This is a genomic window from Intestinibacillus sp. NTUH-41-i26 (assembly GCF_032769475.1).
GTDB lineage: Bacteria > Bacillota > Clostridia > Oscillospirales > Butyricicoccaceae > Agathobaculum > Agathobaculum ammoniilyticum.
The window spans coordinates 1814929-1840000 of the sequence record NZ_CP136477.1; the positions used below are offsets into that span (position 1 = coordinate 1814929).

The 25072-nt window shown below is 57.2% G+C and carries 28 protein-coding genes, 2 tRNA genes and 2 rRNA genes (1 of these 32 cut by a window edge); 4 read left to right on the top strand and 28 right to left on the bottom strand.

The features are described 5' to 3' along the window. Positions 1-22 precede the first annotated feature (22 nt). From rpoB to RX717_RS09295, 3 genes are all read right to left on the bottom strand, one after another. Entirely contained in the window at positions 23-3730 is a 3708-nt protein-coding gene (rpoB, locus tag RX717_RS09285) for a DNA-directed RNA polymerase subunit beta (protein WP_107632055.1), read from the bottom strand. Between the two features lie 236 nt (positions 3731-3966). Continuing rightward, a complete protein-coding gene (locus RX717_RS09290) occupies positions 3967-4656 on the bottom strand; it encodes a YoaK family protein (protein ID WP_082397240.1) in 690 nt (229 codons plus the stop codon). A gap of 104 nt (positions 4657-4760) precedes the next feature. Then, positions 4761-4955 (bottom strand): hypothetical protein, encoded by a 195-nt coding sequence (locus RX717_RS09295; RefSeq protein WP_054327687.1) that lies wholly within the window; start codon positions 4953-4955, stop codon positions 4761-4763. 138 nt (positions 4956-5093) lie between these two features. Between RX717_RS09295 and RX717_RS09300 the strand changes: the two genes are divergently transcribed. Beyond that, the gene (locus RX717_RS09300; RefSeq protein WP_153802391.1) at positions 5094-5264 is read left to right on the top strand and encodes a hypothetical protein; all 171 of its coding nucleotides are present in this window, start codon (positions 5094-5096) and stop codon (positions 5262-5264) included. A gap of 69 nt (positions 5265-5333) precedes the next feature. Here the strand turns inward: RX717_RS09300 and atpC are convergent, their stop codons facing one another. From atpC to RX717_RS09365, 13 genes are all read right to left on the bottom strand, one after another. Then, entirely contained in the window at positions 5334-5735 is a 402-nt protein-coding gene (atpC, locus tag RX717_RS09305; protein ID WP_054327688.1) for an ATP synthase F1 subunit epsilon, read from the bottom strand. A gap of 1 nt (position 5736) precedes the next feature. Then, complete coding sequence (atpD, locus tag RX717_RS09310) at positions 5737-7134, bottom strand: F0F1 ATP synthase subunit beta (RefSeq protein WP_107632054.1); 1398 nt, start codon at positions 7132-7134, stop codon at positions 5737-5739. A gap of 26 nt (positions 7135-7160) precedes the next feature. Next, entirely contained in the window at positions 7161-8027 is an 867-nt protein-coding gene (gene atpG, locus RX717_RS09315) for an ATP synthase F1 subunit gamma (RefSeq protein WP_054327690.1), read from the bottom strand. 21 nt (positions 8028-8048) lie between these two features. Then, complete coding sequence (gene atpA / locus RX717_RS09320) at positions 8049-9554, bottom strand: F0F1 ATP synthase subunit alpha (protein WP_107632052.1); 1506 nt, start codon at positions 9552-9554, stop codon at positions 8049-8051. A 16-nt stretch (positions 9555-9570) separates the two neighbouring features. Then, a complete protein-coding gene (gene atpH, locus RX717_RS09325; protein WP_054327691.1) occupies positions 9571-10113 on the bottom strand; it encodes an ATP synthase F1 subunit delta in 543 nt (180 codons plus the stop codon). Between the two features lie 4 nt (positions 10114-10117). After that, a complete protein-coding gene (atpF, locus tag RX717_RS09330; protein ID WP_082397241.1) occupies positions 10118-10615 on the bottom strand; it encodes a F0F1 ATP synthase subunit B in 498 nt (165 codons plus the stop codon). A 59-nt stretch (positions 10616-10674) separates the two neighbouring features. Beyond that, positions 10675-10938, bottom strand: coding sequence for an ATP synthase F0 subunit C (gene atpE / locus RX717_RS09335; RefSeq protein ID WP_054327692.1), 264 nt, complete (start codon positions 10936-10938; stop codon positions 10675-10677). 66 nt (positions 10939-11004) lie between these two features. Further along, entirely contained in the window at positions 11005-11724 is a 720-nt protein-coding gene (locus tag RX717_RS09340; RefSeq protein ID WP_242977956.1) for a F0F1 ATP synthase subunit A, read from the bottom strand. Continuing rightward, positions 11721-12101, bottom strand: coding sequence for an ATP synthase subunit I (locus tag RX717_RS09345; protein WP_242977984.1), 381 nt, complete (start codon positions 12099-12101; stop codon positions 11721-11723). Before RX717_RS09345 ends, RX717_RS09340 begins: the two co-directional genes overlap by 4 nt. 5 nt (positions 12102-12106) lie before the next feature. Then, positions 12107-12364: an AtpZ/AtpI family protein gene (locus RX717_RS09350; protein WP_054327694.1), complete on the bottom strand. Its 258-nt coding sequence runs from the start codon at positions 12362-12364 to the stop codon at positions 12107-12109. Positions 12365-12559: 195 nt separating this feature from the next. After that, a complete protein-coding gene (locus RX717_RS09355; protein ID WP_107632050.1) occupies positions 12560-12814 on the bottom strand; it encodes a hypothetical protein in 255 nt (84 codons plus the stop codon). Between the two features lie 32 nt (positions 12815-12846). Continuing rightward, positions 12847-13257, bottom strand: a complete 411-nt coding sequence (locus RX717_RS09360) for a hypothetical protein (protein WP_054327695.1) — start codon at positions 13255-13257, stop codon at positions 12847-12849. Positions 13258-13357: 100 nt separating this feature from the next. After that, positions 13358-14491 carry a D-alanyl-D-alanine carboxypeptidase family protein gene (locus tag RX717_RS09365; RefSeq protein WP_107632049.1) on the bottom strand — a complete coding sequence of 378 codons (1134 nt, stop codon included), beginning with the start codon at positions 14489-14491 and terminating at the stop codon, positions 13358-13360. A 129-nt stretch (positions 14492-14620) separates the two neighbouring features. Here RX717_RS09365 and RX717_RS09370 point away from each other — a divergent pair, with 129 nt between their 5' ends. Next, on the top strand, positions 14621-15559 hold the full coding sequence (locus tag RX717_RS09370) for an AEC family transporter (protein ID WP_107632048.1): 939 nt from the start codon (positions 14621-14623) through the stop codon (positions 15557-15559). Positions 15560-15602: 43 nt separating this feature from the next. Here RX717_RS09370 and RX717_RS09375 read toward each other — a convergent pair whose 3' ends face one another. The 7 genes from RX717_RS09375 to RX717_RS09405 all read right to left on the bottom strand — a co-directional run bounded on the left by RX717_RS09375 (position 15603) and on the right by RX717_RS09405 (position 20289). Then, positions 15603-15992, bottom strand: a complete 390-nt coding sequence (locus tag RX717_RS09375; protein WP_082397243.1) for a CPCC family cysteine-rich protein — start codon at positions 15990-15992, stop codon at positions 15603-15605. Beyond that, positions 15992-16741, bottom strand: coding sequence for an exodeoxyribonuclease III (locus RX717_RS09380; RefSeq protein ID WP_107632047.1), 750 nt, complete (start codon positions 16739-16741; stop codon positions 15992-15994). Before RX717_RS09380 ends, RX717_RS09375 begins: the two co-directional genes overlap by 1 nt. A 36-nt stretch (positions 16742-16777) precedes the next feature. Further along, positions 16778-17161, bottom strand: a complete 384-nt coding sequence (locus RX717_RS09385) for a VOC family protein (RefSeq protein ID WP_054327700.1) — start codon at positions 17159-17161, stop codon at positions 16778-16780. Between the two features lie 9 nt (positions 17162-17170). Next, on the bottom strand, positions 17171-18337 hold the full coding sequence (locus RX717_RS09390; protein ID WP_316960260.1) for an aminotransferase class I/II-fold pyridoxal phosphate-dependent enzyme: 1167 nt from the start codon (positions 18335-18337) through the stop codon (positions 17171-17173). A 5-nt stretch (positions 18338-18342) separates the two neighbouring features. After that, complete coding sequence (locus RX717_RS09395; RefSeq protein WP_147573626.1) at positions 18343-19065, bottom strand: alpha/beta fold hydrolase; 723 nt, start codon at positions 19063-19065, stop codon at positions 18343-18345. 2 nt (positions 19066-19067) lie between these two features. Next, the gene (locus RX717_RS09400) at positions 19068-19538 is read right to left on the bottom strand and encodes a VOC family protein (protein WP_054327714.1); all 471 of its coding nucleotides are present in this window, start codon (positions 19536-19538) and stop codon (positions 19068-19070) included. A 202-nt stretch (positions 19539-19740) separates the two neighbouring features. Next, positions 19741-20289: a TetR/AcrR family transcriptional regulator gene (locus tag RX717_RS09405; protein WP_159068213.1), complete on the bottom strand. Its 549-nt coding sequence runs from the start codon at positions 20287-20289 to the stop codon at positions 19741-19743. Between the two features lie 117 nt (positions 20290-20406). Here RX717_RS09405 and RX717_RS09410 point away from each other — a divergent pair, with 117 nt between their 5' ends. After that, positions 20407-21021, top strand: a complete 615-nt coding sequence (locus RX717_RS09410; RefSeq protein ID WP_159068212.1) for an MBL fold metallo-hydrolase — start codon at positions 20407-20409, stop codon at positions 21019-21021. A 4-nt stretch (positions 21022-21025) separates the two neighbouring features. Beyond that, positions 21026-21721: a flavodoxin family protein gene (locus RX717_RS09415; protein ID WP_107632042.1), complete on the top strand. Its 696-nt coding sequence runs from the start codon at positions 21026-21028 to the stop codon at positions 21719-21721. Between the two features lie 39 nt (positions 21722-21760). On the opposite strand, the gene RX717_RS09420 is transcribed toward RX717_RS09415, so the two are convergent. From RX717_RS09420 to RX717_RS09440, 5 genes are all read right to left on the bottom strand, one after another. After that, positions 21761-22408, bottom strand: coding sequence for an HAD hydrolase-like protein (locus RX717_RS09420; protein WP_107632041.1), 648 nt, complete (start codon positions 22406-22408; stop codon positions 21761-21763). A 55-nt stretch (positions 22409-22463) separates the two neighbouring features. After that, positions 22464-22580: ribosomal RNA gene (gene rrf / locus RX717_RS09425) — 5S ribosomal RNA — on the bottom strand. Positions 22581-22658: 78 nt separating this feature from the next. Further along, positions 22659-22733: transfer RNA gene (locus tag RX717_RS09430), tRNA-Glu, on the bottom strand. A gap of 77 nt (positions 22734-22810) precedes the next feature. After that, positions 22811-22886 (bottom strand) — tRNA-Lys (locus RX717_RS09435). 114 nt (positions 22887-23000) lie between these two features. Then, positions 23001-25072, bottom strand: a 23S ribosomal RNA gene (locus tag RX717_RS09440); it runs 772 nt beyond the window's last position.

Here is a 25072-nt window from a genome sequence, read left to right on the forward strand (position 1 = left end):
ATGATTCCGGCCGGCCGCTGGCTTATTCGCCCAGGCCGTCGTCAAAATCACCTTCGGCATCGTCGCCGTCCTCGTCGGCGCTGTCCAGTGCAAAGAGATCGGTGTCGCCCTCCTCGGCGTCGTTGATGCCGAAGCCAGCCGCGGTGAATTCATCATCCACGCCCGAAACAGCCTGCTCCATCGGGCGGATGAAATCTGCATCGTCGTCCTCGTCGTCCGCCAGCTCGATAACCTCCATGTTCTCGTCGAGCACCTGAATGTCCAGGCACAGGCTCTGCAGCTCCTTGACCAGAACCTTGAAGGATTCCGGCACGCCCGGCTGCGGCACGTTATGGCCCTTGACGATCGCTTCATAGGTCTTGACACGGCCGGTGATATCGTCCGACTTGACAGTCAGGATCTCCTGCAGGGTATAGGCGGCGCCATAGGCTTCAAGCGCCCAGACTTCCATTTCGCCGAAGCGCTGGCCGCCGAACTGCGCCTTGCCGCCCAGCGGCTGCTGGGTGACCAGCGAGTACGGGCCGGTCGAACGGGCGTGAATCTTATCGTCTACCAGATGATGCAGCTTGAGGTAGTACATATAACCGACGGTAACGCGGTTGTCAAACTGCTCGCCCGTGCGTCCGTCGTAAACAACGCTCTTGCCGTCCTCGCCCACGCCGGCGGCAACCAAGGTCTCCTTGATGTCGTCCAGGGTCGCACCGTCGAACACAGGGGTTTCAACCTTCCAGCCGAGCTTTTTCGCCGCGAAGCCGAGGTGTACCTCGAGCACCTGCCCGATGTTCATACGGGACGGAACGCCCAGCGGGTTAAGCACGATATCAAGCGGACGGCCGTCCTCCAGGAAAGGCATATCCTCCTGCGGCAGAATACGGGATACAACGCCCTTGTTGCCGTGGCGGCCCGCCATCTTATCGCCGACCGAAATTTTGCGCTTCTGCGCGATATACACGCGCACAACCATGTTCACGCCCGGCGAAAGCTCGTCGCCGTTCTCGCGGGTGAACACCTTGACGTCCACCACGATACCGGATTCGCCGTGCGGCGCGCGCAGCGAGGTGTCGCGCACCTCGCGCGCCTTCTCACCGAAGATCGCGCGCAGCAGGCGTTCCTCGGCGGTCAGCTCGGTCTCGCCCTTGGGGGTTACCTTGCCGACCAGGATGTCGCCCGCCTGCACCTCCGCGCCCACGCGGATGATGCCGCGCTCGTCGAGGTTGCGCAGCGCGTCCTCGCCGACGTTCGGGATGTCGCGAGTGATCTCCTCCGGCCCGAGCTTGGTGTCGCGGGATTCGGATTCATATTCTTCAATGTGGATCGAGGTATACACGTCGTCGCGCACCAACCGCTCGTTGAGCAGGACGGCGTCCTCGTAGTTGTAGCCCTCCCAGGTCATAAAGCCGATCAGCGCGTTCTTGCCAAGCGCGATCTCGCCCCTGTCGGTCGATGGGCCGTCCGCCAGCACGTCGCCCGCCTTGACGCGCTCGCCCAGATCGACGATCGGGCGCATGTTGATGCAGGTGGATTGGTTGGAGCGCAGGAACTTGGTCAGATGATAGGTCTTTTCCTCGCCGTTGTCATACTGCACGACGACCTCGCGCGCGGTCACGCGGGTGACGACGCCGTCGCTCTCGGCCAGCGGGATGGTGCCCGAGTCGACCGCCGCCTTGTATTCCATGCCGGTGGCCACGACCGGCGCTTCGGTCTTTAAGAGCGGCACAGCCTGACGCTGCATGTTCGCGCCCATGAGCGCGCGGTTTGCGTCGTCATGCTCGAGGAACGGGATAAAAGCGGTCGCAACCGAAACCATCATGCGGGGCGAAACGTCCATCAGATCAACGTCCTTGCGGTCTACCTCGACGAACTCGTCGCGCATGCGGCAGGTGACGCGGTCGTTCAGCAGGTAGCCGTTTTCATCGATCGGCTCGGTGGCCTGACAGACAATATACTCGTCCTCCACGTCCGCGGTCATATACTGCACCTGGTCGGTCACGCGGCCGTCTTCCTTATCGATGATGCGGTACGGCGCTTCGATGAAGCCAAAATCGTTGATGCGCGCATAGGTCGCCAGATACGAGATCAGGCCGATGTTCGGACCTTCCGGCGTCTCGATCGGACACAGGCGGCCGTAGTGCGAATAGTGTACGTCGCGCACCTCAAAGGATGCGCGGTCGCGCGACAGGCCGCCGGGGCCAAGCGCGGACATACGGCGCTTGTGCGTCAGCTCTGCCAGCGGGTTGTTCTGGTCCATGAACTGAGAGAGCGGCGAAGAGCCAAAGAATTCCTTGATGGCCGCGGTCACCGGGCGGATGTTGATCAGCGACTGCGGGGTGACGATGTCCAAATCCTGAATGGTCATGCGCTCGCGGATAACGCGCTCCATGCGGCTGAAACCGATACGGAACTGGTTCTGGAGCAGCTCGCCCACGCAGCGCAGGCGGCGGTTGCCCAGGTGGTCGATGTCGTCGGTCGTGCCGATGCCATGACCCAGGTTGAGCAGGTAGCAGATCGAGGCGAGCATGTCGTCCACGATGATAGTCTTGGGAATCAGGTCGTGAATGCGGGTCTGCACGGTCTTTTTCAGCTCGTCTCCCGAAGCGCCCGAATCGATGATCTCTTTGAGTACGGAAAAGCGCACCTTTTCCTTTACGTCCAGCTCCTCAGCGGTAAAGCCGGTGTACTCCTGGAAGTCGCCGATATCGACCATGCCGTTGCCGAACACCTTGACGGCAGTTCCCTCGCTCGATTCAATCACAGCATGGTTGACGCCCCGACGGGACAGCAGGCGCGCCTTGTCGCGGGTGAGGATTTCCTCCCCCTCGGCCAGCACCTCGCCGGTCATGGGGTCGACCACCGGCTCGAGCAGCTTATGGCCGGTGATACGGCGAGCGATGTCCAGCTTCTTGTTGTATTTATAGCGGCCGACCGCGGAAATATCATAGCGGCGCACGTCGAAGAACATCGCGTCCATCAGGCTGGTCGCGGACTCGACCGTGGGCGGCTCGCCCGGGCGCATTTTCTTGTAAATCTCAATCAGCGCCTCGTCCGAGGTATGGGCGGGGTCCTTGTCGAGCGTGGCGACGATCAGCGGGTCCTCGCCGAACAGTTCCTTGATCTCCGCGTCGGTCTTGACGCCGATGGCGCGGATAAAGCTGGTGATCGGGATTTTGCGGTTCTTGTCGATGCGGACGTAGAACACGTCGTTCGCATCGGTCTCATATTCGAGCCACGCGCCGCGGTATGGGATAACGGTTGCGGACAGCAGCAGCTTATCGGTCTTGTCATACTCCCTGCCATAGTAGACGCCGGGCGAACGGACGAGCTGGGAGACAATCGCGCGCTCCGCGCCGTTGATGATAAAGGTTGCGGAATCGGTCATCTTCGGGAAATCACCCATGAAGATCTCCTGCTCCTTGATCTCGCCGGTTTCCTTGTTGCGCAGGCGCATGCGGACCTTGAGCGGCGAAGCATATGTGGCGTCGCGCGCCTTGCATTCCTCTACGCTGTACTTCGGCGCCTCGTCCATCGAGTAATCGAGGAACGAAAGCTCCAGATTGCCGGTGTAGTCCGTGATGGACGCGGTATCGGCGAAAACCTCGCGCAGTCCTTCGTCAAGGAACCACTGGTAGGACTTTTTTTGCACCTCGATCAGATTGGGCATCTCCAATATCTCGTTGATGCGTGCAAAGCTCTTTCGCGTGGTTTTGCCGTGCTGTACGTCTTTCACCTTCATGTGCTTTGATCACTCCGTTTCTTTCGGCTGTGTTGGTGTTGATACGCCCGGCGGCGTGGCAAAAATATCATTTTGGGTCTTGCATTTTGACCAAGACCGTGCTAACATGTATTTAGGAGTCGGGATAATTTCCCGATTTTGTTAAGCGTTTTATTATACCATGATTTTGCATAATAAGTCAAGGATATTTTTGTATAAAAAGGGGATGGATTTTTCCATTCCCTTTTGCTTTTGTGCTAATTTTCCAGAGAACCGCGCGTTTCGCGCCCCTCCCGCTCCTCCGCGATGAACATAATACCGAACACCGCCAGCAGCGGCGCACAGGTCAGCAGCAGCGCCCGCTCCCCCAGCCAGCCGGTCGCAAAGCTGCCCAGCACCGCGCCCAGGATGAAAAACAGGATGATCGCATAGTAATTGCGCATCTTTTTTGCGGCGCCACGGTCGCCGGTCTGCCGCCAGATGACAAGCTGCTCGGTACCGGAGCGCAGGTTGCCGGTACACATGGTTGTGGCGATCGCGCTGCCCTGCACCTTGCGGAACGCTTCCACCTGCAGCGCGCAGACGAATGAGATCACGCTGTTGACAACCGTGTTCCGCTCCTGCGGCAAAAAGGCCATGCAGGCGACCAGCACGGTTTCCGCAAGGACGATGATCTGCCGCCAGTGGATATTGATATCCCGATTTTGCTGCACCTTGTACCGGTGCTTGACCACCTCGGCCACCACAACGCCGACCGCGAACGCCACAATCGGCACCAGATAGCCCAGCGCGCGTATCCATTCCCTCTGCGCCAGCTCCAGCCCGAACAGCACGATGTTGCCGGTCTGCGCATTGGCGAACACACCGCCGCGGCACAGGTAGGTATAAGCGTCGAAAAAGCCGCCCGCCACGGCCAGCAGCGCGCCCAGCAGGAGCGATTCGGACATTTGCCCCCGTATCCGTTTCAATTTTCTTTCCCCATTTCTTTCGGTATCTGGTTTCAGTATAGCAAAAAACACCGTGCGGTTCAACCGGCCGCACGGCGTTCTGCTTATTCTTCCGGAAAGGTTTCCGGAAAATCCGTGTCGAGCATGCGCCTGGGGAAGCGCTTCAGCTCGGTTTCATCCGGATCGCGCATAACGCAGTCCGCGCACATCCCATAGCTGTTGATTTCGATTTCATCGAAAGTGCAGCGGCTCTTTTGATAATGAATGCACCACTTATTTTCGCATACAATCGTGTCCATACACATCATCTCCCCTTTAATTTTAATGCCCATCAAGGATGTATGCCTTACCAGAAAAATCTATGGTATCCTTACATGGTATTTTTCTAAGGTATCCTATTTTCTGCATTTCCTGTAAACTATAATCAGGTGAGCAGTATGAAATGGAACATTCGGCGTCCTCTCGAAAAAGAAGAGAGCGTCTATAAAACAATTTACATCAAGCAGTCGCTTGTTTCCAAAATTGACGCGATCGCAAAGGAGAACGACACAAGCTGGAACAACGTCGTCATCTCCATGATCGAAACCTGCCTCGAGGACGAGCCGTAATCCCCTCCCCGCAGGTCCATACCCATATAAAAAACGTCCGGCCTTAGGCCGGACGTTTTTTTATTGCAGTCATTTATCCCCCGCGATACGGATACGGTTGACCGCTTTTTTCAATTTGATCTGCGCGATGTCATGCTCATGGTCGCTTTCTTTCTGCTGCAGGGTCTGGCGGGCGCGTTCCGCGGCCTCCTCGGCACGGTGAACGTCGATTTCATCCGCCCACTCGCAGGTGCGCGCCAGCACGACGGTTTCCTCCCTGGAAACGTCCACAAAGCCGCCGGCAACCGCCGCCACGCGCTTCTCCCCATCCTTGAGGATGGTCAGGCCGCCGATGCCGAGCGCCGCCGTATACGGCACATGGTTCGGCAGGATGCCAACGTCGCCCTGCGTTGTGCGGACAACAATCCGGTCGACCGCATCGTCGTAAAAGCAGCGATCCACGGTCAGTACTTTCAAGTGAAAGGTAGCCATGTTATGCCCCCTTCTTCGCCTTCTCCACTACCTCGTCAATCGTGCCGGCGAACAGGAACGCGGACTCGGGCAGGCCGTCATGCTGGCCCGCGAGAATCTCCTTGAAGCCGCGGATGGTTTCCGCAATCGGCACATACTTGCCCTGGAAGCCCGTGAACTGCTCCGCAACGTGGAATGGCTGCGACAGGAAGTTCTGTATCTTGCGGGCGCGGGCAACGGTCAGCTTATCCTCGTCGGAAAGCTCATCCATGCCGAGGATGGCAATAATATCCTGCAAATCCTTGTATTTCTGCAGGATTGACTGCACCGCGCGGGCGACCTCGTAATGCTCCACGCCGACAACGTCCGCGGTCAGGATGCGCGAGGAGGAATCCAGCGGGTCCACCGCCGGATAAATACCCATGGAGGCGATATCACGCGACAGCACGACCTTGGCGTCCAGATGGGAGAACGTGGTCGCCGGCGCGGGGTCGGTCAGGTCGTCCGCCGGAACGTAAACCGCCTGCACGGACGTGATCGAGCCCTTCTTGGTGGAGGTGATACGCTCCTGCAGCGCACCCATTTCGGTTGCGAGCGTTGGCTGGTAGCCTACCGCCGACGGCATGCGGCCGAGCAGCGCGGAAACCTCCGAACCGGCCTGCGTGAAGCGGAAAATATTATCGATGAACAGCAGCACGTCCTGCCCTTCCACATCGCGGAAATACTCCGCCATGGTCAGGCCGCTCAGCGCCACGCGCATACGCGCGCCGGGCGGCTCATTCATCTGGCCGTAGACGAGCGCGGTCTTGTTGATAACGCCCGACTCCTGCATTTCGTTATACAGGTCGTTGCCCTCGCGGGTGCGCTCGCCCACACCGGTGAATACTGAAATACCGCCGTGCTGCTTGGCGATGTTGTTGATCAGTTCCATGATAATAACCGTCTTGCCGACGCCCGCGCCGCCGAACAGGCCGATCTTGCCGCCCTTGGCGTATGGCGCGATCAGGTCGATGACCTTGATGCCGGTTTCGAGGATCTCGGTCGTGGACTCCTGCTCCTCATAGGAGGGCGCGGGGCGGTGGATCGGCCAGCGCTCCTCCCCCTCGACCGGCGGCTTGTTATCCACCGGCTGGCCGAGCAGGTTGAAGATGCGGCCGAGGTTCTTATCGCCCACCGGCACCGTGATCGGCCCGCCGGTATCGACCGCTTTCATGCCGCGCACCAGGCCGTCGGTGGACTCCATCGCGATGCAGCGCACGGTATCCTGGCCGATATGCTGCGCGACCTCGACCGTAACGGTCCGGCCGTTGTTGTCAATCGTGATGGCGTTCAGCAGCTTCGGCAGTGCGTCGGCAGCAAATTTGATGTCAAGCACCGGCCCGATAATCTGGACGACGGTGCCAATATTCTGCTCACTCATTGGCAAAACTCCTAATTCTTATCATCCTATGCGCCGACCTCGCCCGAACCCGCGACGATCTCGGTGATCTCCTGCGTGATGGCCGCCTGACGGGCGCGGTTGTAGGACAGGTTGAGGTTTTCGATCATCTCGCTGGCATTGTCGGAGGCAGCCTCCATTGCCATGCGGCGCGCGGACTGCTCGGAGCAGTAGCTCTCCACCACCGCGCCGTACAGCACGCCGTACAGGTATTCCGGTATGACCGCATCGAACACCGCCTCTGGCGAGGGGTCGTATTCGGTCAGCACGCGCGGGCCCGCGGGCGCTTCCTGCGCCGCGTCTTCAAAGCGCGCCGGAAGCAGCTGCAGGCACTTCGCCTCCTGCTGCAACGGCGAGACAAACTCCGTGTAGCACAGGAATATCTCGTCCGCCTTTCCCTCTCGGAACAGGCGGAGCAACCCGTCCACGATCGGATGGGTATCACCAATCTTCATCCCCTCGGCGATGGCCGGATAATCTGCGGCCACCGGCCAGGGGCGCTTGGCGTAATGCTCCTGCGCCTTTTTGCCGATCGTGATGACCTGCGCGTTTTTGCCCTCCATTTCGGCCGCCGCCAGCTTGAATACATTGGCGTTGTAGCCGCCCGCCAGCCCGCGGTCGCCCGCGATGACGATGAACAGGCTGTTCCTGACCTCTCGGCGGCGCGTATAGACCGATTCGCTGCTCCGCGTGGCGGCAGCCAGGCGGGCAACGGTACGGTACATTGTATTGAAATACGGCCGCGCGGCCAGCGCGCGCTCCTTGGCACGCCGCATTTTGGACGATGCCACCAGCTCCATCGCCTTGGTGATCTGCATGGTGGATTGCACGGACTTAATGCGGCGCTTGATATCTTTCATGTTTCCGGAAGCCATTGCTCAGTCCCCCTTTCCGCGTCAGTGCTCGGAAAGGAACTTTGCTTTGAATTCCTCGATCGCTTTGGTCAGCTTTTCCTTGATATCGTCGTCCATCTGGCGGGTCGCGCGGATGGTTTCCGGAATGTCTCCATACACGCCGTCCACAAACGCGAACAACTCTTTCTCAAACTCGCCGATCTGGTCCGCCGGAATATCGAGCAGCGCGCCCGAAATGACGGCGTAAATGATGATAACCTGCTTCTCGACCGGAATCGGGCTGTTCTGCGGCTGCTTGAGCACCTCGACGATGCGTTCGCCCTGATTCAGACGCTTTTTGGTATCCGCGTCCAGATCTGAGCCGAACTGCGAGAACGCCTGCAACTCGCGATACTGCGAATAGGCCAGTTTGAGCGTACCCGCGACCTTTTTCATCGCCTTGATCTGCGCGTTGCCGCCAACACGGGATACCGAAATGCCGGGGTTGACCGCCGGCCGGATGCCCGAGTTGAACAGCTCGGTTTCCAGGAAGATCTGGCCGTCCGTAATCGAAATCACGTTGGTCGGGATATACGCCGAAACGTCGCCGGCCTGCGTCTCGATGATGGGCAGCGCGGTCAGCGAGCCGCCATCCTGGATATTCGCCGCGCGCTCGAGCAGGCGGGAATGCAGGTAGAATACATCGCCCGGGTACGCCTCGCGTCCTGGCGGACGGTGGAGCAGCAGGGAAAGGGCGCGGTACGCTACTGCGTGCTTGGACAGGTCATCATAAATAACCAGCACATCCTTGCCCTTATGCATAAAGAATTCACCAATCGAGCAGCCCGCATACGGCGCGATATACTGCAGCGGCGCGGACTCGGACGCGGTCGCCGCTACGATGCAGGTATAATCCATCGCACCGTTCTGCGCCAGCGTCTCCGCCACCTGCGCGACGGTCGAGCGCTTCTGGCCGATCGCCACATAGATACAGATAACGCCCGTCCCCTTCTGGTTGATGATGGTATCCAGGCAGATCGCAGTCTTGCCGGTCTGCCGGTCGCCGATGATCAGCTCACGCTGGCCCCGTCCGATCGGGATCATGGAGTCGATTGCCTTGATGCCGGTCTGCAGCGGCACATTAACGGGCGCGCGTTCAATGATGCCCGGCGCCGGGCTTTCAATGGGACGCGCCTCCGTGGTATGGATCGGACCCTTGCCGTCGATCGGTTTGCCCAGTGCGTCGACAACGCGGCCGAGCATGGCCTCGCCCACCGGTACCTCGACGATGCGCTTGGTGCGCTTGACCGTGTCGCCCTCACGGATATTCTGGTCCGAACCCAGGATAACGGCGCCGACGAGATCCTCCTCCAGGTTCTGCGCCATGCCGTATACGCCGCCCGGAAATTCGAGCAGTTCGCCGGACATGCAGTTTTCCAGACCGTGTACGTGCGCGATGCCGTCGCCGACCGTGACAACCGTACCGACATCGGTCAGTTTGATCTGGCTCTGATAGTGCGTGATCTGCTCTTTAATAATATTGCTTATCTCTTCGGGGCGTAATTCCATAAAGTCACCTACTTCCTTACGCGATAGTGTTGGTCAGCCGCGCGGCAAGCTCGCTCAGGCGAGTGCGCAGGCTGGTGTCGAACTGCTCGTTGCCCAGCTTGACAACGATGCCGCCGATGATCTGCGGATCGACCGACGTTTCCAGCACCACCTGCTTGCCGGTCACGGCGCTCATCTTTTCTTTCAGCTTTTCGGTCAGCGCGGCGCTCATGGGCTTTGCCGTGACCGCGCGCACCTCCACGATGCCGTTTTCAAAATAATAGTGCTCTTTATAGGCCTGACGCATATCCTGAACTAGGCCGACGCGGCCTTTTTCCGTAATCAGCATCAGGAAATTGAGCAGGAATGGTTCGATCCGTCCCTCGAAGGCCTTCCGCAGGACGTTCTGCTTTTCCTCCAATGCGATGGAGGGCGTGGTGAGCATTTTCAGAAAGTCAGGCTCGCGCCCAAACACCTCGCAGACCGCGGTCAGCTCGTCGAGATAGGCTTTTTCCTTTTTCTCATCCGCCGCCACTTCATACAGGCTCAGTGCGTAGCGTTCGCTTACAATATCAGCCACTTGCTCACCCTACCTTGTCGATAAACTCTTCGATGAAGCGCTCATGGTCCTCTTCCTTGATGTCACGCTCGACCACCTTGGAGGCAATCATGACCGAAAGGCCCGCGACCTCATCCTTAAGCTCATTCATCGCCTTTTTGCGCTCCTGCTCAATCGTGCTTTCCGCTTTCTTCAGCATGGCAGCCGCCTGCTGCGAGGATTCCTTGAGGATCTCTTCGCTGCGGACCGTCGCCCGACGGGTGGCGGAGCCGACGATCTCGGCCGCCTCCTCCTTGGCCTTGGACAAGCGTTCCGTATACTCGCTGCGCATGCTTTCCGCTTCGGTCTGCGCCTTTTCCGCGGTGGCGTACATGGCCTGAACCTCCTGCTCGCGGGCCGCCAGCATCCTGCGCACCGGCCCAAACAGGAATTTCTTGATGATCAAAAAGGTGATGAGCGTATTGCACATCGTAACGAGGATATTCCACCAGTTGATATAGACAAAGGACTGGAATATATCCACTGTTTTACCTCCTTCCCAAACGGAGATTCGCTCCGTTTATCCGTTCGCCTGCGTCCGGTTCAGAAATTGCCGACAAACGGGTTGGCAAACAGCAGGATCAGCGCGATAACCAGCGCGTAAATACCGGTAGACTCCGCCATGGCGATACCAAGAATCATGGTACGGGTAATATCGCCCTGCGCCTCCGGCTGGCGGCCGATCGCCGCACACGCCTGGCCCGCGGTGTACCCTTCGCCGATGCCAGGGCCAAGGCCCGCGATCATCGCCATACCGGCGCCGAGGGCGGACATACCTGCTACAAATGCGTTAGAATCGATACCCATAGTTTTTTCCTCCTGAAATAATGTTGTTGAAACTTCAAATGGATATGGTGAAATTTTTTTGACGGATCAACTGCTGCCGCGCGCGTCGCCGACGTAAGCCATCGTCAGCATGCTGAAAATGAACGCCTGCATGCATGCCGTAAAGCAGTCGAAGTACAGCGACAGGACGCCCGGCAGGCCGATCTGCAGCAGCGGCACCGGCAGGAAGCCCAATACCGCTTTGGACAGCACCTGAAGCGCGCCCATGATGAGTGTCGAGATGACTAGGCCGCCCGCCATATTGCCGAAATGACGGAACGACATCGAAACAGGTGTCGCGATCTCGCTGAGCACATTGAGCGGCGCCATGACGAATACCGGCTCCAGGAAGCCCTTGAGATAACCGCCGATCCCATTGTACTTGATTTTATTGAACGTGATCAGCGCAAAAGTAATCAGCGCCCAGCCAAGCGTCGTATTCAGGTCTGCCGTCACCGGACGCATCCAGAACAACGTGGCCAGCGAGCCGAAGAGAGAGCTCATCAGCAGCGTTGCAATATAGGGCGAAAATGCCTGGCAACCTTTCCCCATCGTATTTTCGACCAGGTTGTCGATCATTACCACAGCCTTTTCCGCCAGCGCCTGCTTCCCCTTGGGGATTTTCTGCATCCGGTGCGTCAGAAAAATACAAAGAAACAGAATAACCGCCATCACGATCCATGCGTTGCGCATAGTTTCCGTGATCGGCAGATTGGGATTGCCAAACAGATAGCCCAATACCTTAGGGCCGTTTATTTCAACATTCAACGTCTACCCCCCTTTCCTTTGGAATACATGGACCACAGTAAAATGATTTTGGGAAAGAAAAGCGGAACGACTGCTGCGAGCGGATGGAGAAACGGCAGCTTGATTGCCAGAAACACCATCACACCAGTCAGCAGATACCGGAAAAAATATCCGCGCCGGACGATCCTCGTCCCCTGCGCCGGCGGGAAGAGTACTGCCTTGGCCGCGCTTTTCCCGATCATCCGGAACAGCAGCAGCGAATAGCATGTCCCCAACAGCAGGCTTACGGCGCTCCGCGCCGGATCCGCCCCCGCCAGCAGGAATACGCCAAACACGATCACCGCCAGCGGTATCATGCCGCGCAGCATGCGCCGTGTTTCCTCGCGGACGATCTCCATCCCTGTCACGGCATTTTCTCCTTCCTTTCGCTTTCTCTGGCTTTCCGCTCGGTGAACCGCAGGAAATCCCGCAGGCCGCAAACCGCAACCCCGACGCCGAGCAGCAGCCCGGCAATCACCACGCCGTTCCCCCAGCCGAACCTGTCCCGCAGCCAAACTGCTCCGAAACAGCCGAGCAGGGGCGGTACAGCCACCGTGCATCCTACTTGGCTGAAATATGCCAGATAGCGCAGTACCGACCATTTGCTTTCGCTTTTCCTCATCCGCATTCCCCCAGGCCACAATTTGATGCAGCGAGCACAGACGCCGCCCGAAGGCGGGCTGTCCCCTATCCCTACACATCAGTCTTATTATACCTAACCCTACCAAAAAGTGAAACACTTTTTATCAGAAATTTCTTAGATATTTCCCGCTTTACTACAATGTTAGGCAATATGCACAATGGAATTGCTCAATTATTATAAATTGCAACCAGAGCCTTTACGGACAAAAAATATGCGCTCCCAACCGCGCCGGCATTCCGAAGCCATTTTCATTCCCCCTGTCCAGACTGCCTGTTTTTTCAAAGCTTTCCGGCATCCGGTGGCGCCGCTGGGAACATTAAAACAGACGCCCCGCAGACCTTTCCAAATCTGCGAGGCGCCTGTCTCATACATCAGCATATCCAATTGAAAGGCAAATATTCTCAAAAGGAATGTCGCTGCTTCAGCCATTGCAGGAGCGTTCCGCGTATCCTAAGTATCTCTTATAAAAAGCGCTTCATGCTTTCGGTCGCGGACGACGGCTCCTCGCTCAACGAGACGGTAAAGTTTACGCTGTGCTGGGCTGAAAACGCGTCCAGCGCATCCAAGAACGCCTCCGCCTTGGCGACATCCTTAACGCCGGTGATCTTATACAGGCCGTCGATGAAAACGCGGGTAATGTCATAATTGCCGGCATGGATACCGCTCAGGAATCCCAGCAGGCTTGCGTAATCCTTGATCGGGTAATCGGTCGCATCGATCAGCCGCGCATCATGCGAAATATCAAACGTCAGCTTATTGCCGCGCGAAACACATACTACGCTTCCTTTTTCTTCTTTTACCGCGGTGTTGACCTGGTCGATCAGTTCCTTGGTCTTGCCAGAGCCGGTACCGCCAATAATAAGTTTTACCATAGGTTTATTCCTCCCAACCTTTGAGGTTATGTTTAGTGTAGCATAGTTTGCCCAAAACCTCAAGCATGATTTACAAATTTCCTCGTCAGTTTGTATCAATTTATTGGCCGCCTGCCAGAACCGCATTCCAGAAGGACAGAAACAGATCTCCTACCCCTTTGGCCTCCACGCTCTCCGCAGCGGTCAGCGGCACGGTGAGCAGCACTTCCTCTCCGTTCAGGATGGACAGCTCCCCGATCTGCTGCCCCGCCTCGACCGGCGCGGTCAGCTTTTCCGGCAGATCCAGACGGGTTTCCAGCCCTTCCGCCTCGGTCTTTTCCACAATAATGGACCCGCCGCCCTCCATCCGCGGCATTACCAAGCCGCTTTTCCCAATCGCGACCGGCACCGGCTCCAGCAGCCCGTCCGGCGGCGTGTAGGCGCAAAAGTTGGCAAAGCCGTAATTGAGCAGAGCCGTGGCGTCCGCCATGCGCGCCTCCTTGGTCGGCGCAGCCATGACGACCGCGACCAGGCTCAGCCCATCCCGCTCGGCGGAAGCGGAAATACAGAACCCTGCCTCTGAAATATACCCTGTTTTCAGGCCGGTCAAACCCTGATAGCTTTTGAGCATTTTATTGGTGTTGGCAAGCGTGAACTTTCCATCCCGTATGCTGTCCATCCAAATCCCCGTATACTCAAGTATTTTGGGATGCCGCAGCAGCTCGCAGGAGATCAGCGCCAGGTCGCGCGCCGAGGTCAGCGTTTTCTGGCCCATGCCGTCCAGTCCGTTGGCATTGATGAACTGCGTGTTCGTGCAGCCAAGCTCGGCCGCGCGCTGGTTCATCCGTTCGACGAACGCCGCCTCGGTTCCCGCCAGATGCTCAGCCACGGCGACCGCACAGTCATTGGCCGAGCCGACCGCAATCGCCTTGAGCATATCGTCCAGAGAAAGCTGCTCGCCCGGTTCCAGCCAGATCTGCGTCCCACCCATCGAGCAAGCATACTCGCTACCGGTAATCATCGTATCCAGCGTAACCTCTCCTCGTTCGAGCGCCTCCATCGCCAGCAGCATGGTCATGATCTTTGTCACGGACGCGGGCTGCAGCGGCTCGTCGGCATTCATGGAATACAGCTCCTGCCCGTTCGACGCATAGAGCGCGGCCGATTTGGCGTTCAGCGGCCCCATTTCCGGAAGCGCCAGCGCAGATGGGAGCAGCAGGCAGAAACACAGCGCGAGACAAACGATCTTTTTCATCCGTTCCGTCCTCCCTTTTTGTTCCACCCTATGCGGCAGGCGGGAAAAACATACCCTCGGCAAATTGACAAATTCTGCGAAAACGCGTATGATGTAAAGTGTTAAGAAGTTGTTAACTGGAGGAAGCCCATGTTCACCAACAGTCTGATCGTCCTGCAGCAAATCATCGTCATGTTCCTGCTCATCCTGATGGGCTATGTCCTGTTCCGCAGAAACGTTTTTACCAACCAGACGACACAGAGCCTCACTGTGCTGCTCAATAAGTACATTGTGTTTTTTGTTTTGCTGCGGTCGTTCCAGCGCCCGTTCGACGCCCATCTTGGCTACGCCTTGGGCGTCACTTTTGTGTGCAGCATGCTTTTTTTCCTGATCTCTATCGCGCTTGCAAACCGCGTCTACCGTCCGGAAAAAACGGAAAATTATGCGGACTGCCGTGTTTCCGTCGTACTGACCAACAACGGCTTCATGGCCCTGCCTCTGCTCGATGCGATGTTCGGCTCGGACGGGGTTTTCCTCGGCGCATCCAGCATTGCCTGCATGGCGATCATTCTGTGGACCTACGGCGTGCAGCAGCTCTCCGGCGGCAAGGAGGGCAACGGCATCCGGAATATCCTTTTGAATCCCGCCCTGCTCGCTACCGTATGCGGCTTTCTCCTGTTCTGCTCGCCTGTCAAGCTCCCCGAGCTGGTGTTCCGAGCCGTGGATTTTTTGGGCGATCTCAACACGCCGCTCGCCATGCTTTCGCTCGGCTGCTTCCTTGCCCAGATCGATCTGAGGGAGTGTTTTACCGATCAAGAGATATGGAAAGTCTCCGCTGTGCGCCTGTTGCTGATTCCAGCGATCGCCATTGTCCTGCTGTTGTTCATCCCGCTCGATCACATGTCCAAGATCATCCTGCTGACCGGCACCGCCGCCCCCTGCGCACTTGCCTCGGCCATGTTTGGCCAGATCTATGGCACGGATTACTTATTTTCCACGCGCGTCATCTCGCTTTCCACACTGCTTTCCGTAATTACCCTCCCTCTTTGTATCTCTGTTCTGGAGGGCTTGCTTCACTTTTTCGGATAGCCGGCAACCTATAGAAAAACACGCTGCCAAAGCAGCGTGTTTTTTATTCGTTTTCCCTCTCTATAAGCCACGGGCTGCTGCACCCAAAGGTACGGAAATTCATCCGCGCCTCCTCCAGCGAAAGGCCGTGGTTCTGGTCGCTCGGTTCCTCGGGCGCATCCTGCGCGTCGTAATCGATCTCCCACAGGCAGGTCGGACAGATATACCCCCACGATGGATTTTGGGGGATATCCGCCCCGCAGCAGGGGCAGGGCTCAACCGGCATCTCGGGCGACCACGGTAGCGCCTGCTCCTCGTCAAGGTCGGGCAGATCGGGGCGCTCCCACGGGTCGGGCGGCGCGTCGTCCTCAGGCACCCAAGGCGGCCAAGACACAAAGATCTCATCGTCTTGCGCCTCAGGCAAAAACCAGTCCTTTTCCCACTCTACTCCCATCACTCCAGCTCGATCAGCACCGGACAGTGATCCGACCCGAACACATCGCTCAGGATACGCGCGGCCTTGACACGACCGATCAGCCGGTTGGACACCAGGAAGTAGTCGATACGCCAGCCCGCGTTCTTCTCCCGCGCCTTGAAGCGATAGCTCCACCAGGAGTACGCGCCCGTCATCTCCGGATAAAAATGCCGGAACGTATCTGTAAAGCCTGCGCTGAGCAGCTCGGTCATTTTGGCGCGCTCCTCATCGGTGAAGCCTGCGTTGCGGCGATTGGTTTTGGGGTTTTTCAGGTCGATCTCCTGATGCGCAACGTTCATGTCCCCGCACACAATGACCGGCTTCTCCGCATCCAGCTTTTGAAGGTAGGCGCGGAAGTCGTCCTCCCAGCGCATCCGATAATCTAGACGCTTCAGCTCATCCTGCGAATTGGGGGTGTAGACCGTAACCAGATAAAACGCCCCATAATCCGCCGTAATGACGCGCCCCTCATGGTCATGCTCGTCAATGCCAAGGCCGTAAGAAACCGCCTCCGGCTCGGTTTTGGAAAACAGGGCTACGCCGGAATACCCCTTTTTTTCCGCTGAATTCCAGTATTCATAGTATCCCTCAATCTGCGGGGCCTGCTCGGGTTGCAGCTTGGTTTCCTGCAGACACAGCATATCCGGCTGCTCCGCTTCCATAAACGAAAAAAAGCCCTTGCCCACGCACGCGCGCAGTCCGTTTACATTCCAGGAAATTAATTTCATCTTCCGCTCCTTTTATTCGCTGTCCGCGGGATCAGCTCACGCGGTGATTTCGACCGTGTTTCCATCCGGATCGAGCACGCAGCTTTCATAATACCCATCACCCGTCACGCGCGGCCCGCTTGTCACTTCATAGCCGTCCGCGCGCAGACGCTCGGTCAGCGCGTCCACATTTTCGCGCGTCCCCGCTTTGAATGCCAAGTGGGTCCAGCCTGTCCACAGGCGCGACCGCTCGCATTCCTCCAATTCCGGTCGCGTCATCAGCTCCAGCCGCGCGCCATCCGCAAAGGAAATAAAGTAGGTCTGCAGACCGGTTTTCTCATTCCGATACTGCTTGTTTACTTTACCGTCGAAGTAATCCTCATAAAAGGCGCGTAGCCGCTCCAAATCGAAGGTATACAGCGCCGCATGGTCAATCTTCATATCACAAGGTCACCCTTTCAAAATACCGCTTTCCACGATCCGTTCGACCGCTTCCCGCATCCGTTCGGGTGGTACGACCAGCGCGAATCGGACATAGCCCTCGCCCTGCCCGCCGAACGCGCTGCCCGGCACGCAGATCACTCCGGTTTTTTCCATCAGCTCCAGCACGAATTCTATTGACGAGCCGAACCGCTCCGGTATTCTCGCCCACACGAACATGGTACCCTGCGCGTCCGGCACATCCCAGCCGATTTTGCGCAGGCCGCCGCACAGCGCGTCGCGTCGCGCCATGTAGCCCTGCCGGTTGCGCGCAACAATCTCCTGCGGTCCGGTCAGCGCCGCGACCGCGCCCGCCTGGATGGGATAGAACATCCCGTAGTCGATCTGCGAGCGGAACGCGCGGAACCGGCTGATTATCTCACGGTTGCCGAGCGCAAATGATACGCGCATGCCGGTCAGGTTATACGTCTTGGAAAGGGAATTAAATTCGATCCCGACTTCTTTTGCGCCCGGTATGGACAGGAATGACAGCCCCTGTTCCCCGTTGAGGAGCAGGTCGGAATAGGCGTTATCGTGCAGGATGATGATTTGATGCTCGCGCGCATAGGCCACGAGCCTCTCATAAAACGACCGGTCCGCGACCGAAGCGGTCGGATTGTTCGGATAGGATACAACCATCGCTTTGGCGCGGCTGGCGACCTCCTCCGGTATATCCGCGAAATCAAGCTGCCAGTTGTTTTCCGCCCGCAGCGGATACAGGCCAACCGTAGCGCCGGTCATCAGCGGGCCGAAAGAGAAAATCGGGTAGCCCGGGTCGGGGGCGAGGATCAGGTCGTTCGGCCCCGCGAACGCAAAACCGACATGGGCGATGCCCTCCTGCGAGCCGCATACGGCCATGATCTCCTCGTCCGCAAGCTGTACGCCATAGCGGCGGCTGTACCAGTCCTGCACCGCGTCGAGCAGCGCGCGCGTCTCGGTCAGCGAATACTTATACTGCTCCGGATCGAGCGCCGCGCGGCTGACCGCCTCCATCACATGCCGGTCCGGCTGGAAATCCGGCGTGCCGATCGACAAATTGATCACATCCCGCCCGCTTGCCAGCAGGCGGCGCTTGCGTTCGTCCAACTTATTGAAAATGTTGCTGTCCGCAGGCTCTCCCGCTTTGATGAATTGCATGTTGTCTATCTCCCCAGTAAAAATTCTATCACCGTCCGGTTGAAACGGGACGGCTGCTTTGCCGCAACAAAATGGTCCCCATCCCGAAACACCTCGACCCGACAGTGCGGGATCCGCGCCGCCATTTCTTTAGTCTGGCTGGCCCGCACCATGTCATGCTCGCCCACGATGATCAGCGTCGGCATGGTCAGGCGGGCAAGATCGTCCATGCCCACGCCGTAAGGATGAACCATCAGGCCCATCACGTCACGCTTGCGGGCCGCCTTTTTGCTCAGGCACCCCAGCACGGCCAGAACGCCATACCCCGCATATACCGGAAGCTGGATATGCGGCTTGATGCCGCCGAACATTTCGATATTGGCGCCGTTCAGGATCAGCTTGTCCACATACGCCGGATAGGTGAGCGCGAACTTGATCGCCAGGTTGCCGCCATCCGAAAAGCCGAGGATATGCGCTTTTTTTACCCCGCGCGCATCCAATACGGTTTTCAAATCCTGCGCCATTTGGTCGAACGACAGGCCATGCGCGCCGCTTTCCGAGGCGCCGTGTCCCCGGCTGTCCACCGCAATCACGCGGTAAAACCGCGTAAACTCCGGTACCTGTGCTTTCCAGTACGCGCTGTCCTCACCGTTTCCATGCAGCAGGACAAGCGGCTTGCCGCGGCCAATATCATAACAGGCAATGCGGGCATCGCCGCAGTCGACGAACTCCGCCTGATAACCAAACATATTTATTCCATACCTTTCCTGCACTGTTCCACAAACCCGACCGGAAGCTGGGTCATTTCCGCGGTCCGCTCCACATCGTTCCCCTCGCGCAGCAGGCGCTGCACAACGACCGTCATGGACTCCCCTACCTCGATCATATGCCAGTCCGGATCGTAAAGTCGCACCACGCGCTGGTGCCATTCATGCGTTTTGGGTCCATGCACCAGATCGACGTCCGGATGCTGCTGCAGCCTGCTCCAAAAGGCTTCAAAATCGTCGACCTCGAAATACAGCTCCATATTATTCGTCTGGTGCAGGATTGTGGATTTGGGGATGCCTACCAGCCAGTCGAAATCCTGCTGGATCGCGAAGCCGCCCGAAAACGTCACGTTCCGCCCCAGATCCATCGACACCTCCTGCTCAAATAGGTCGTGGTAAAACCGCTTGGAAACCTCCACATCCCGCACCGCCAGCAGTGGCAACTGGTATTGAATCATCCTTCTCCCTCCCATTATGGCGTCGCTGGCGCCAACTATCCACAGCTACGGGTAAATTCCTGCTTTTCCTGCGCTTTAGAAGAAACAAACACAGGCCGGCCGCATATAGTTTCCCGATACCGCCTTCCAGCGGACAGCGCGGTCAAAGCCTGCATATTGTTATTTTACCACACTTGAACCCCCTGGTAAAGGCGCGTCTCTATGCTTTCAGTCGTCGAATCTGACAAAAAAGCGTGGTCATTTGCTCCACGGGTTCGACGGCGCCTCCGCACATCCAGTCCCGCAGCAGCGCGTAGCAGCCTCCCGACACAAAGCTGGCGCAATACCGCTGGAACGTCCGGTCCTCCCTCATGGCCTCCGGACAGGTAAACCAGCCGCCGACCCGCGCAGCCACCCGTTCAAATTCCCGCTGCACAAACCGGAATTCGCCGCTTTGCTCCAACAGACGGAACAGGTCCGCGTACGGCTTCCAATAGGCGAACAGCGTTTGTGCGAACGCGGTATCGCCAAAGGGGGCCTGCTCCCGCAGCTTTTCCAGAAAGCCGTCTGCCAGGCAGGCGATATATTCCCGCAATATGTCATCCTTTTCCGCGTAGTTGCGGTAAAAGGTCTTCCGTCCGAGCTGCGCATGTTCGCACAGCGCCGTTACCGTAATCTGCCCATAGGGTTGCTCCGTGAGCAGTTCCAGCATCGCCTGCTGCAGCATGGAGCGAGATCGGACGGCAATCGGGTTTTGGCTTTTTTCCACTCGGCCCATCTCCCGACACAAAGATTCTTCCATCGTGTCACTTGCGCCAAACGCCTTGACACGAATGTGTCACCTGCATTATACTCTGCATTGGCCAGAAAAGCAAGGAGGAAAAACATGCGTATTCACCGTATCCGTTCCGGAATGACAAACTGTTGGCTGATTCAATGGAGCGGCCGGACGCTGCTGGTCGACGCCGGTATCGCATGGGATCGTCGGTTCCTCGGACACCTGCAGCGCACGGTTGACCCGCATATGATCGAACTGCTGTTCCTGACACACGGCCATACCGACCACATCGGCCATGCCGCCGCTTTACAGGAATATTACGGCATCCCCGCCGCGCTGCACCCTGCTGACCTTGCCCTTGTTATGCCGCCGGCACCGGACATCAGGGCGGTCCGCAGCGGCCGAAAAAAGGAGAAACACGTCCCCTTTTCACCGGCCTTCCTCGTGCCGGACGGACTGCCGCCCAGCGCAACACCGATACCCTGCCCAGGACACACCGCCGGCTCCTGCGCGCTACTGGTGGAGGACTGCCTTTTCGCAGGCGACGCCGTTATGTCGTTTCTACACCCTGCCCTGCTTGGATACAGCGAAAACCCACAGGCCGCGCGAGACAGCCTGCTGCGTCTGGCAAGGCTGGACTGCAGCATGATTTATCCGGCCCACGGCCGCCCGTTCCCGATGGAGCGGCTGTGGTATTTGGCCGACAAAATACAAAGGAGCTGAAAATATGAAGATCACCGCGATTTATGGAACCAGCCACGCAGGCAGCACCGTTTTGCTGGCGCGCATACTGATGCAGTCGCTTCCACAGGATAACAGTAGTACATTTTCGGAGTTTTTTCTCCCACAGGATTTCAGTCACTTCTGCAGCGGCTGCTGCGCATGCTTTGAAGCCAGCGAACCCCTATGCCAGCAGGCACCCGCACAGCTCAAGCCTATTTTACAGGCAATCGACGCATCCGACGTTATTCTTCTGGCCAGTCCGGTGTATGCTTACCATGTAACCGGCGCAATGAAATCCTTTCTGGATCACTTGGGCAACCGCTGGATCGTCCATCGTCCAAACAGTAAACTGGCGCACAAAACCGCCGTCCTGCTGGCAACCGCTGCGGGAAGCGGCATCAGGCAGACGCTGCGGGATATGAAAGACAGCGTAAACTGGTGGGGCGTCGGGCGGGTATATACCTACGGCATCCGCTCGATGGCGCTGAAAGCCGCCGAACTAAGCGAATCGCGAAAAGAAAAAATGCGGCGGGATATGCAGCGCCTCGCCCGCAGGCTCCAACCCGCTCCGGTCGAACCGCGCTGCGGTGTACGCATGCGGTACTGGCTCAGCCGCAAAATGGGCGGCGGCCTTACAGCCAGCGACCATGCCTACTGGAAAACGCAGGGCTGGATGGACGGAAAATCACCCTGGAAATAAAAAAGGCGGCTGTCACCAGCCGCCTTTCCGCGTTGTTCCTCACTTCAAAAGCAATTCCCGCAGTTCTTCCATCGTATCAACAATTTGGTCTACGCCGGCACAAGCCAACTCATCCCTGCCGCCAAAGCCAAAGGTAACACCAATACACGCGATGCCGTTGTTCTGCGCCCCCTCCGCGTCATGCATCCGGTCCCCCACCAAAACCGCTTCGGAACGTTCCCGCACCTGCAGCATCTCCAACGCCTGCCTGACAACCTGTGATTTGGTAGAGATCACACCATCCAGCGTGGCGCCGGAAACGACATCGAAATAAGAGTCGATCTGGAACCTCTGCAAAATTTTCTCCACAAAAACCGTTGGCTTGGAGGACGCAATGGCCGCTTTCTTTCCTGCGTCCTTCAGCGCCCGCAACAACTCCGGAACGCCTGAAAACAAAAGGTTTTCTTTCCAGCCCCGCACACTGAAGCGCTCTCGGTAAGCCGCGACCGCCTGCTTTGCGCCAGCATCGTCAAATCCATAGCAGCGAATGAATTCATCATAGAGCGGCGGACCGATAAAATGTTCCAAGGCTGTTCGATCGGGCGCATCAATTCCCATTTTGCCGAGCGCATACTGCACAGACCTTGTGATTCCCTCTCGCGGATCGGTCAGTGTCCCATCCAGATCAAATAAAATATATTGATACATGCTTTTCCCTCCTCAAACAGAAGAAAAGCAGCAACCAAAGTTGCTGCTTTCGTGATGTGCGCATCGAGTTATCTTTCCAGGCCGTTGCCAGCCAAGTATTGTCACCGTAAATGAGCTTAACTACTGTGTTCGGAATGGGAACAGGTGTACCCTCATCACCATAGATACGCACTATATCGAGAAATGCTCCAGGCATTTACTCACCTTGTAAAACATACCACATCGCCGCCATCTTGTCAACCGTCAAAGATGGTGACCCGTGGGGGAATCGAACCCCCGTTTGCGGCGTGAGAGGCCGCCGTCTTAACCGCTTGACCAACGGGCCATTTCCAGCCTGCTTCCGGTATGCTTGCCGGCTCCACCGTGGGACTGAACTCGGCCAATCCCACAGCGCACCGTTTCTGGTACACCATCACGGGCTCGAACCGTGGACCCACTGATTAAGAGTCAGTTGCTCTACCAACTGAGCTAATGGTGCATGCTTCTCCTTGAAAAGAAATTTTCTTTTCGCAGAAACAGAAGGTCTTACACCTTGAAAACTGAACAATAACTATGGCAAACAAAGAGTAAAATCTGAGATTGCCTCTAATATGAGGTCAAGCCCTCGGCCTATTAGTATCAGTCCGCTGCATACATTACTGCACTTCCACTCCTGACCTATCAACCTTGTAGTCTACAAGGGGCCTTACTCCATAAAGGATGGGAACACTTATCTCGAGGGGAGTTTCACGCTTAGATGCCTTCAGCGTTTATCTCGTCCGTACTTAGCTACCCAGCTATGCCCCTGGCGGAACAACTGGTGCACCAGCGGTACGTCCATCCCGGTCCTCTCGTACTAAGGACAGCTCCTCTCAATATTCCTGCGCCCGCAACAGATAGGGACCGAACTGTCTCACGACGTTCTGAACCCAGCTCGCGTACCGCTTTAATTGGCGAACAGCCAAACCCTTGGGACCGAATTCAGCCCCAGGATGCGATGAGCCGACATCGAGGTGCCAAACCTCCCCGTCGATGTGGACTCTTGGGGGAGATCAGCCTGTTATCCCCAGGGTAGCTTTTATCCGTTGAGCGACGGCATTTCCATTCACATACCGCCGGATCACTAACTCCAACTTTCGTTACTGCTCGAACCGTCATTCTCGCAGTTAGGCTCGTTTATGCGTTTACACTCAGTGCACGATTTCCGTCCGTGCTGAACGAACCTTTGAGCGCCTCCGTTACTCTTTAGGAGGCGACCGCCCCAGTCAAACTGCCCACCTGACAGTGTCCCCCGACCAGATTCATGGCCGCAGGTTAGAATCCCAATATCCCAAGAGTGGTATCCCAAGGTTGCCTCCACAAATGCTGGCGCACTTGCTTCCCAGGCTCCCACCTATCCTGTACATGGAATACCGAGATCCAATATCAAGCTACAGTGAAGCTCCATGGGGTCTTTCCGTCTAGTTGCGGGAAACCGGCATCTTCACCGGTACTACAATTTCGCCGGGCGGGCTGTTGAGACAGTGCCCAAATCGTTACGCCATTCGTGCGGGTCAGAACTTACCTGACAAGGAATTTCGCTACCTTAGGACCGTTATAGTTACGGCCGCCGTTTACTGGGGCTTAAGTTCGCACCTTCGCTTGCGCTAAGCACTCCCCTTAACCTTCCAGCACCGGGCAGGCGTCACCCCCTATACGTCATCTTTCGATTTAGCAGAGAGCTGTGTTTTTGCTAAACAGTCGCTTGGGCCTTTTTCACTGCGGCCTGCTCTCGCAGGCGCCCCTTATCCCGAAGTTACGGGGCCAATTTGCCGAGTTCCTTAACAACCCTTCTCCCGTTGGCCTTAGAATACTCATCCCATCTACCTGTGTCGGTTTGCGGTACGGGCACCTTAGTATACACATAAGCTTTTCTCGTCTCTCACGCCAGTTACTTCCCTACTAAATTTCGGTCCCTTACGCCCGGGGCAACCATCGCCCGGGTTAACCTTAATGAAAGCGTCCCTTATGCTTAAAGTTCGGTGGTTACGGAATTTCTACCGTATGTGCATCGACTACGCCTTTCGGCCTCGCCTTAGCTCCCGACTAACCTTGGGCGGACGAACCTTCCCCAAGAAACCTTAGATTTTCGGCCATTATGATTCTCACATAATTCTCGCTACTTATTCCGGCATTCTCACTCGTATAAAATCCACCAGTGCTTCCGCTCTGACTTCGCCTCTTATACGACGCTCCCCTACCCAATGCATTACTGCAATGCCTAAGCTTCGGTTGAACGCTTAGCCCCGTTACATTTTCTGCGCAAAACCACTCGACCAGTGAGCTATTACGCACTCTTTGAATGAGTGGCTGCTTCTAAGCCAACATCCTGGTTGTCTTCGCAGTTTCACATCATTTTCCACTTAGCGTTCATTTGGGACCTTAGCTGTAGATCTGGGCTGTTTCCCTTTTGACCACGAGACTTATCTCACGTAGTCTGACTGCTATTCATCAATTAGCCGGCATTCAGAGTTTGATAGGGTTCGGTAACCTCGCGGCCCCTAGCCCATTCAGTGCTTTACCTCCGGTAATCTAAAATAACGCTAGCCCTAAAGCTATTTCGGGGAGAACCAGCTATCTCCGAGTTCGATTGGAATTTCTCCGCTATCCACAAGTCATCCCCGGCTTTTTCAACAGACGTGGGTG

Bases quoted from the DNA above. Each gene is read 5' to 3' on its own strand.
- rpoB (WP_107632055.1), bottom strand. From the start codon at position 3,730: ATGAAGGTGAAAGACGTACAGCACGGCAAAACCACGCGAAAGAGCTTT.
- RX717_RS09290 (WP_082397240.1), bottom strand. From the start codon at position 4,656: ATGTCCGAATCGCTCCTGCTGGGCGCGCTGCTGGCCGTGGCGGGCGGC.
- RX717_RS09295 (WP_054327687.1), bottom strand. From the start codon at position 4,955: ATGGACACGATTGTATGCGAAAATAAGTGGTGCATTCATTATCAAAAG.
- RX717_RS09300 (WP_153802391.1), top strand. From the start codon at position 5,094: ATGAAATGGAACATTCGGCGTCCTCTCGAAAAAGAAGAGAGCGTCTAT.
- atpC (WP_054327688.1), bottom strand. From the start codon at position 5,735: ATGGCTACCTTTCACTTGAAAGTACTGACCGTGGATCGCTGCTTTTAC.
- atpD (WP_107632054.1), bottom strand. From the start codon at position 7,134: ATGAGTGAGCAGAATATTGGCACCGTCGTCCAGATTATCGGGCCGGTG.
- atpG (WP_054327690.1), bottom strand. From the start codon at position 8,027: ATGGCTTCCGGAAACATGAAAGATATCAAGCGCCGCATTAAGTCCGTG.
- atpA (WP_107632052.1), bottom strand. From the start codon at position 9,554: ATGGAATTACGCCCCGAAGAGATAAGCAATATTATTAAAGAGCAGATC.
- atpE (WP_054327692.1), bottom strand. From the start codon at position 10,938: ATGGGTATCGATTCTAACGCATTTGTAGCAGGTATGTCCGCCCTCGGC.
- RX717_RS09345 (WP_242977984.1), bottom strand. From the start codon at position 12,101: ATGGAGATCGTCCGCGAGGAAACACGGCGCATGCTGCGCGGCATGATA.
- RX717_RS09350 (WP_054327694.1), bottom strand. From the start codon at position 12,364: ATGAGGAAAAGCGAAAGCAAATGGTCGGTACTGCGCTATCTGGCATAT.
- RX717_RS09355 (WP_107632050.1), bottom strand. From the start codon at position 12,814: ATGGCTGAAGCAGCGACATTCCTTTTGAGAATATTTGCCTTTCAATTG.
- RX717_RS09360 (WP_054327695.1), bottom strand. From the start codon at position 13,257: ATGGTAAAACTTATTATTGGCGGTACCGGCTCTGGCAAGACCAAGGAA.
- RX717_RS09365 (WP_107632049.1), bottom strand. From the start codon at position 14,491: ATGAAAAAGATCGTTTGTCTCGCGCTGTGTTTCTGCCTGCTGCTCCCA.
- RX717_RS09370 (WP_107632048.1), top strand. From the start codon at position 14,621: ATGTTCACCAACAGTCTGATCGTCCTGCAGCAAATCATCGTCATGTTC.
- RX717_RS09375 (WP_082397243.1), bottom strand. From the start codon at position 15,992: ATGGGAGTAGAGTGGGAAAAGGACTGGTTTTTGCCTGAGGCGCAAGAC.
- RX717_RS09380 (WP_107632047.1), bottom strand. From the start codon at position 16,741: ATGAAATTAATTTCCTGGAATGTAAACGGACTGCGCGCGTGCGTGGGC.
- RX717_RS09385 (WP_054327700.1), bottom strand. From the start codon at position 17,161: ATGAAGATTGACCATGCGGCGCTGTATACCTTCGATTTGGAGCGGCTA.
- RX717_RS09390 (WP_316960260.1), bottom strand. From the start codon at position 18,337: ATGCAATTCATCAAAGCGGGAGAGCCTGCGGACAGCAACATTTTCAAT.
- RX717_RS09395 (WP_147573626.1), bottom strand. From the start codon at position 19,065: ATGTTTGGTTATCAGGCGGAGTTCGTCGACTGCGGCGATGCCCGCATT.
- RX717_RS09410 (WP_159068212.1), top strand. From the start codon at position 20,407: ATGCGTATTCACCGTATCCGTTCCGGAATGACAAACTGTTGGCTGATT.
- RX717_RS09415 (WP_107632042.1), top strand. From the start codon at position 21,026: ATGAAGATCACCGCGATTTATGGAACCAGCCACGCAGGCAGCACCGTT.
- RX717_RS09420 (WP_107632041.1), bottom strand. From the start codon at position 22,408: ATGTATCAATATATTTTATTTGATCTGGATGGGACACTGACCGATCCG.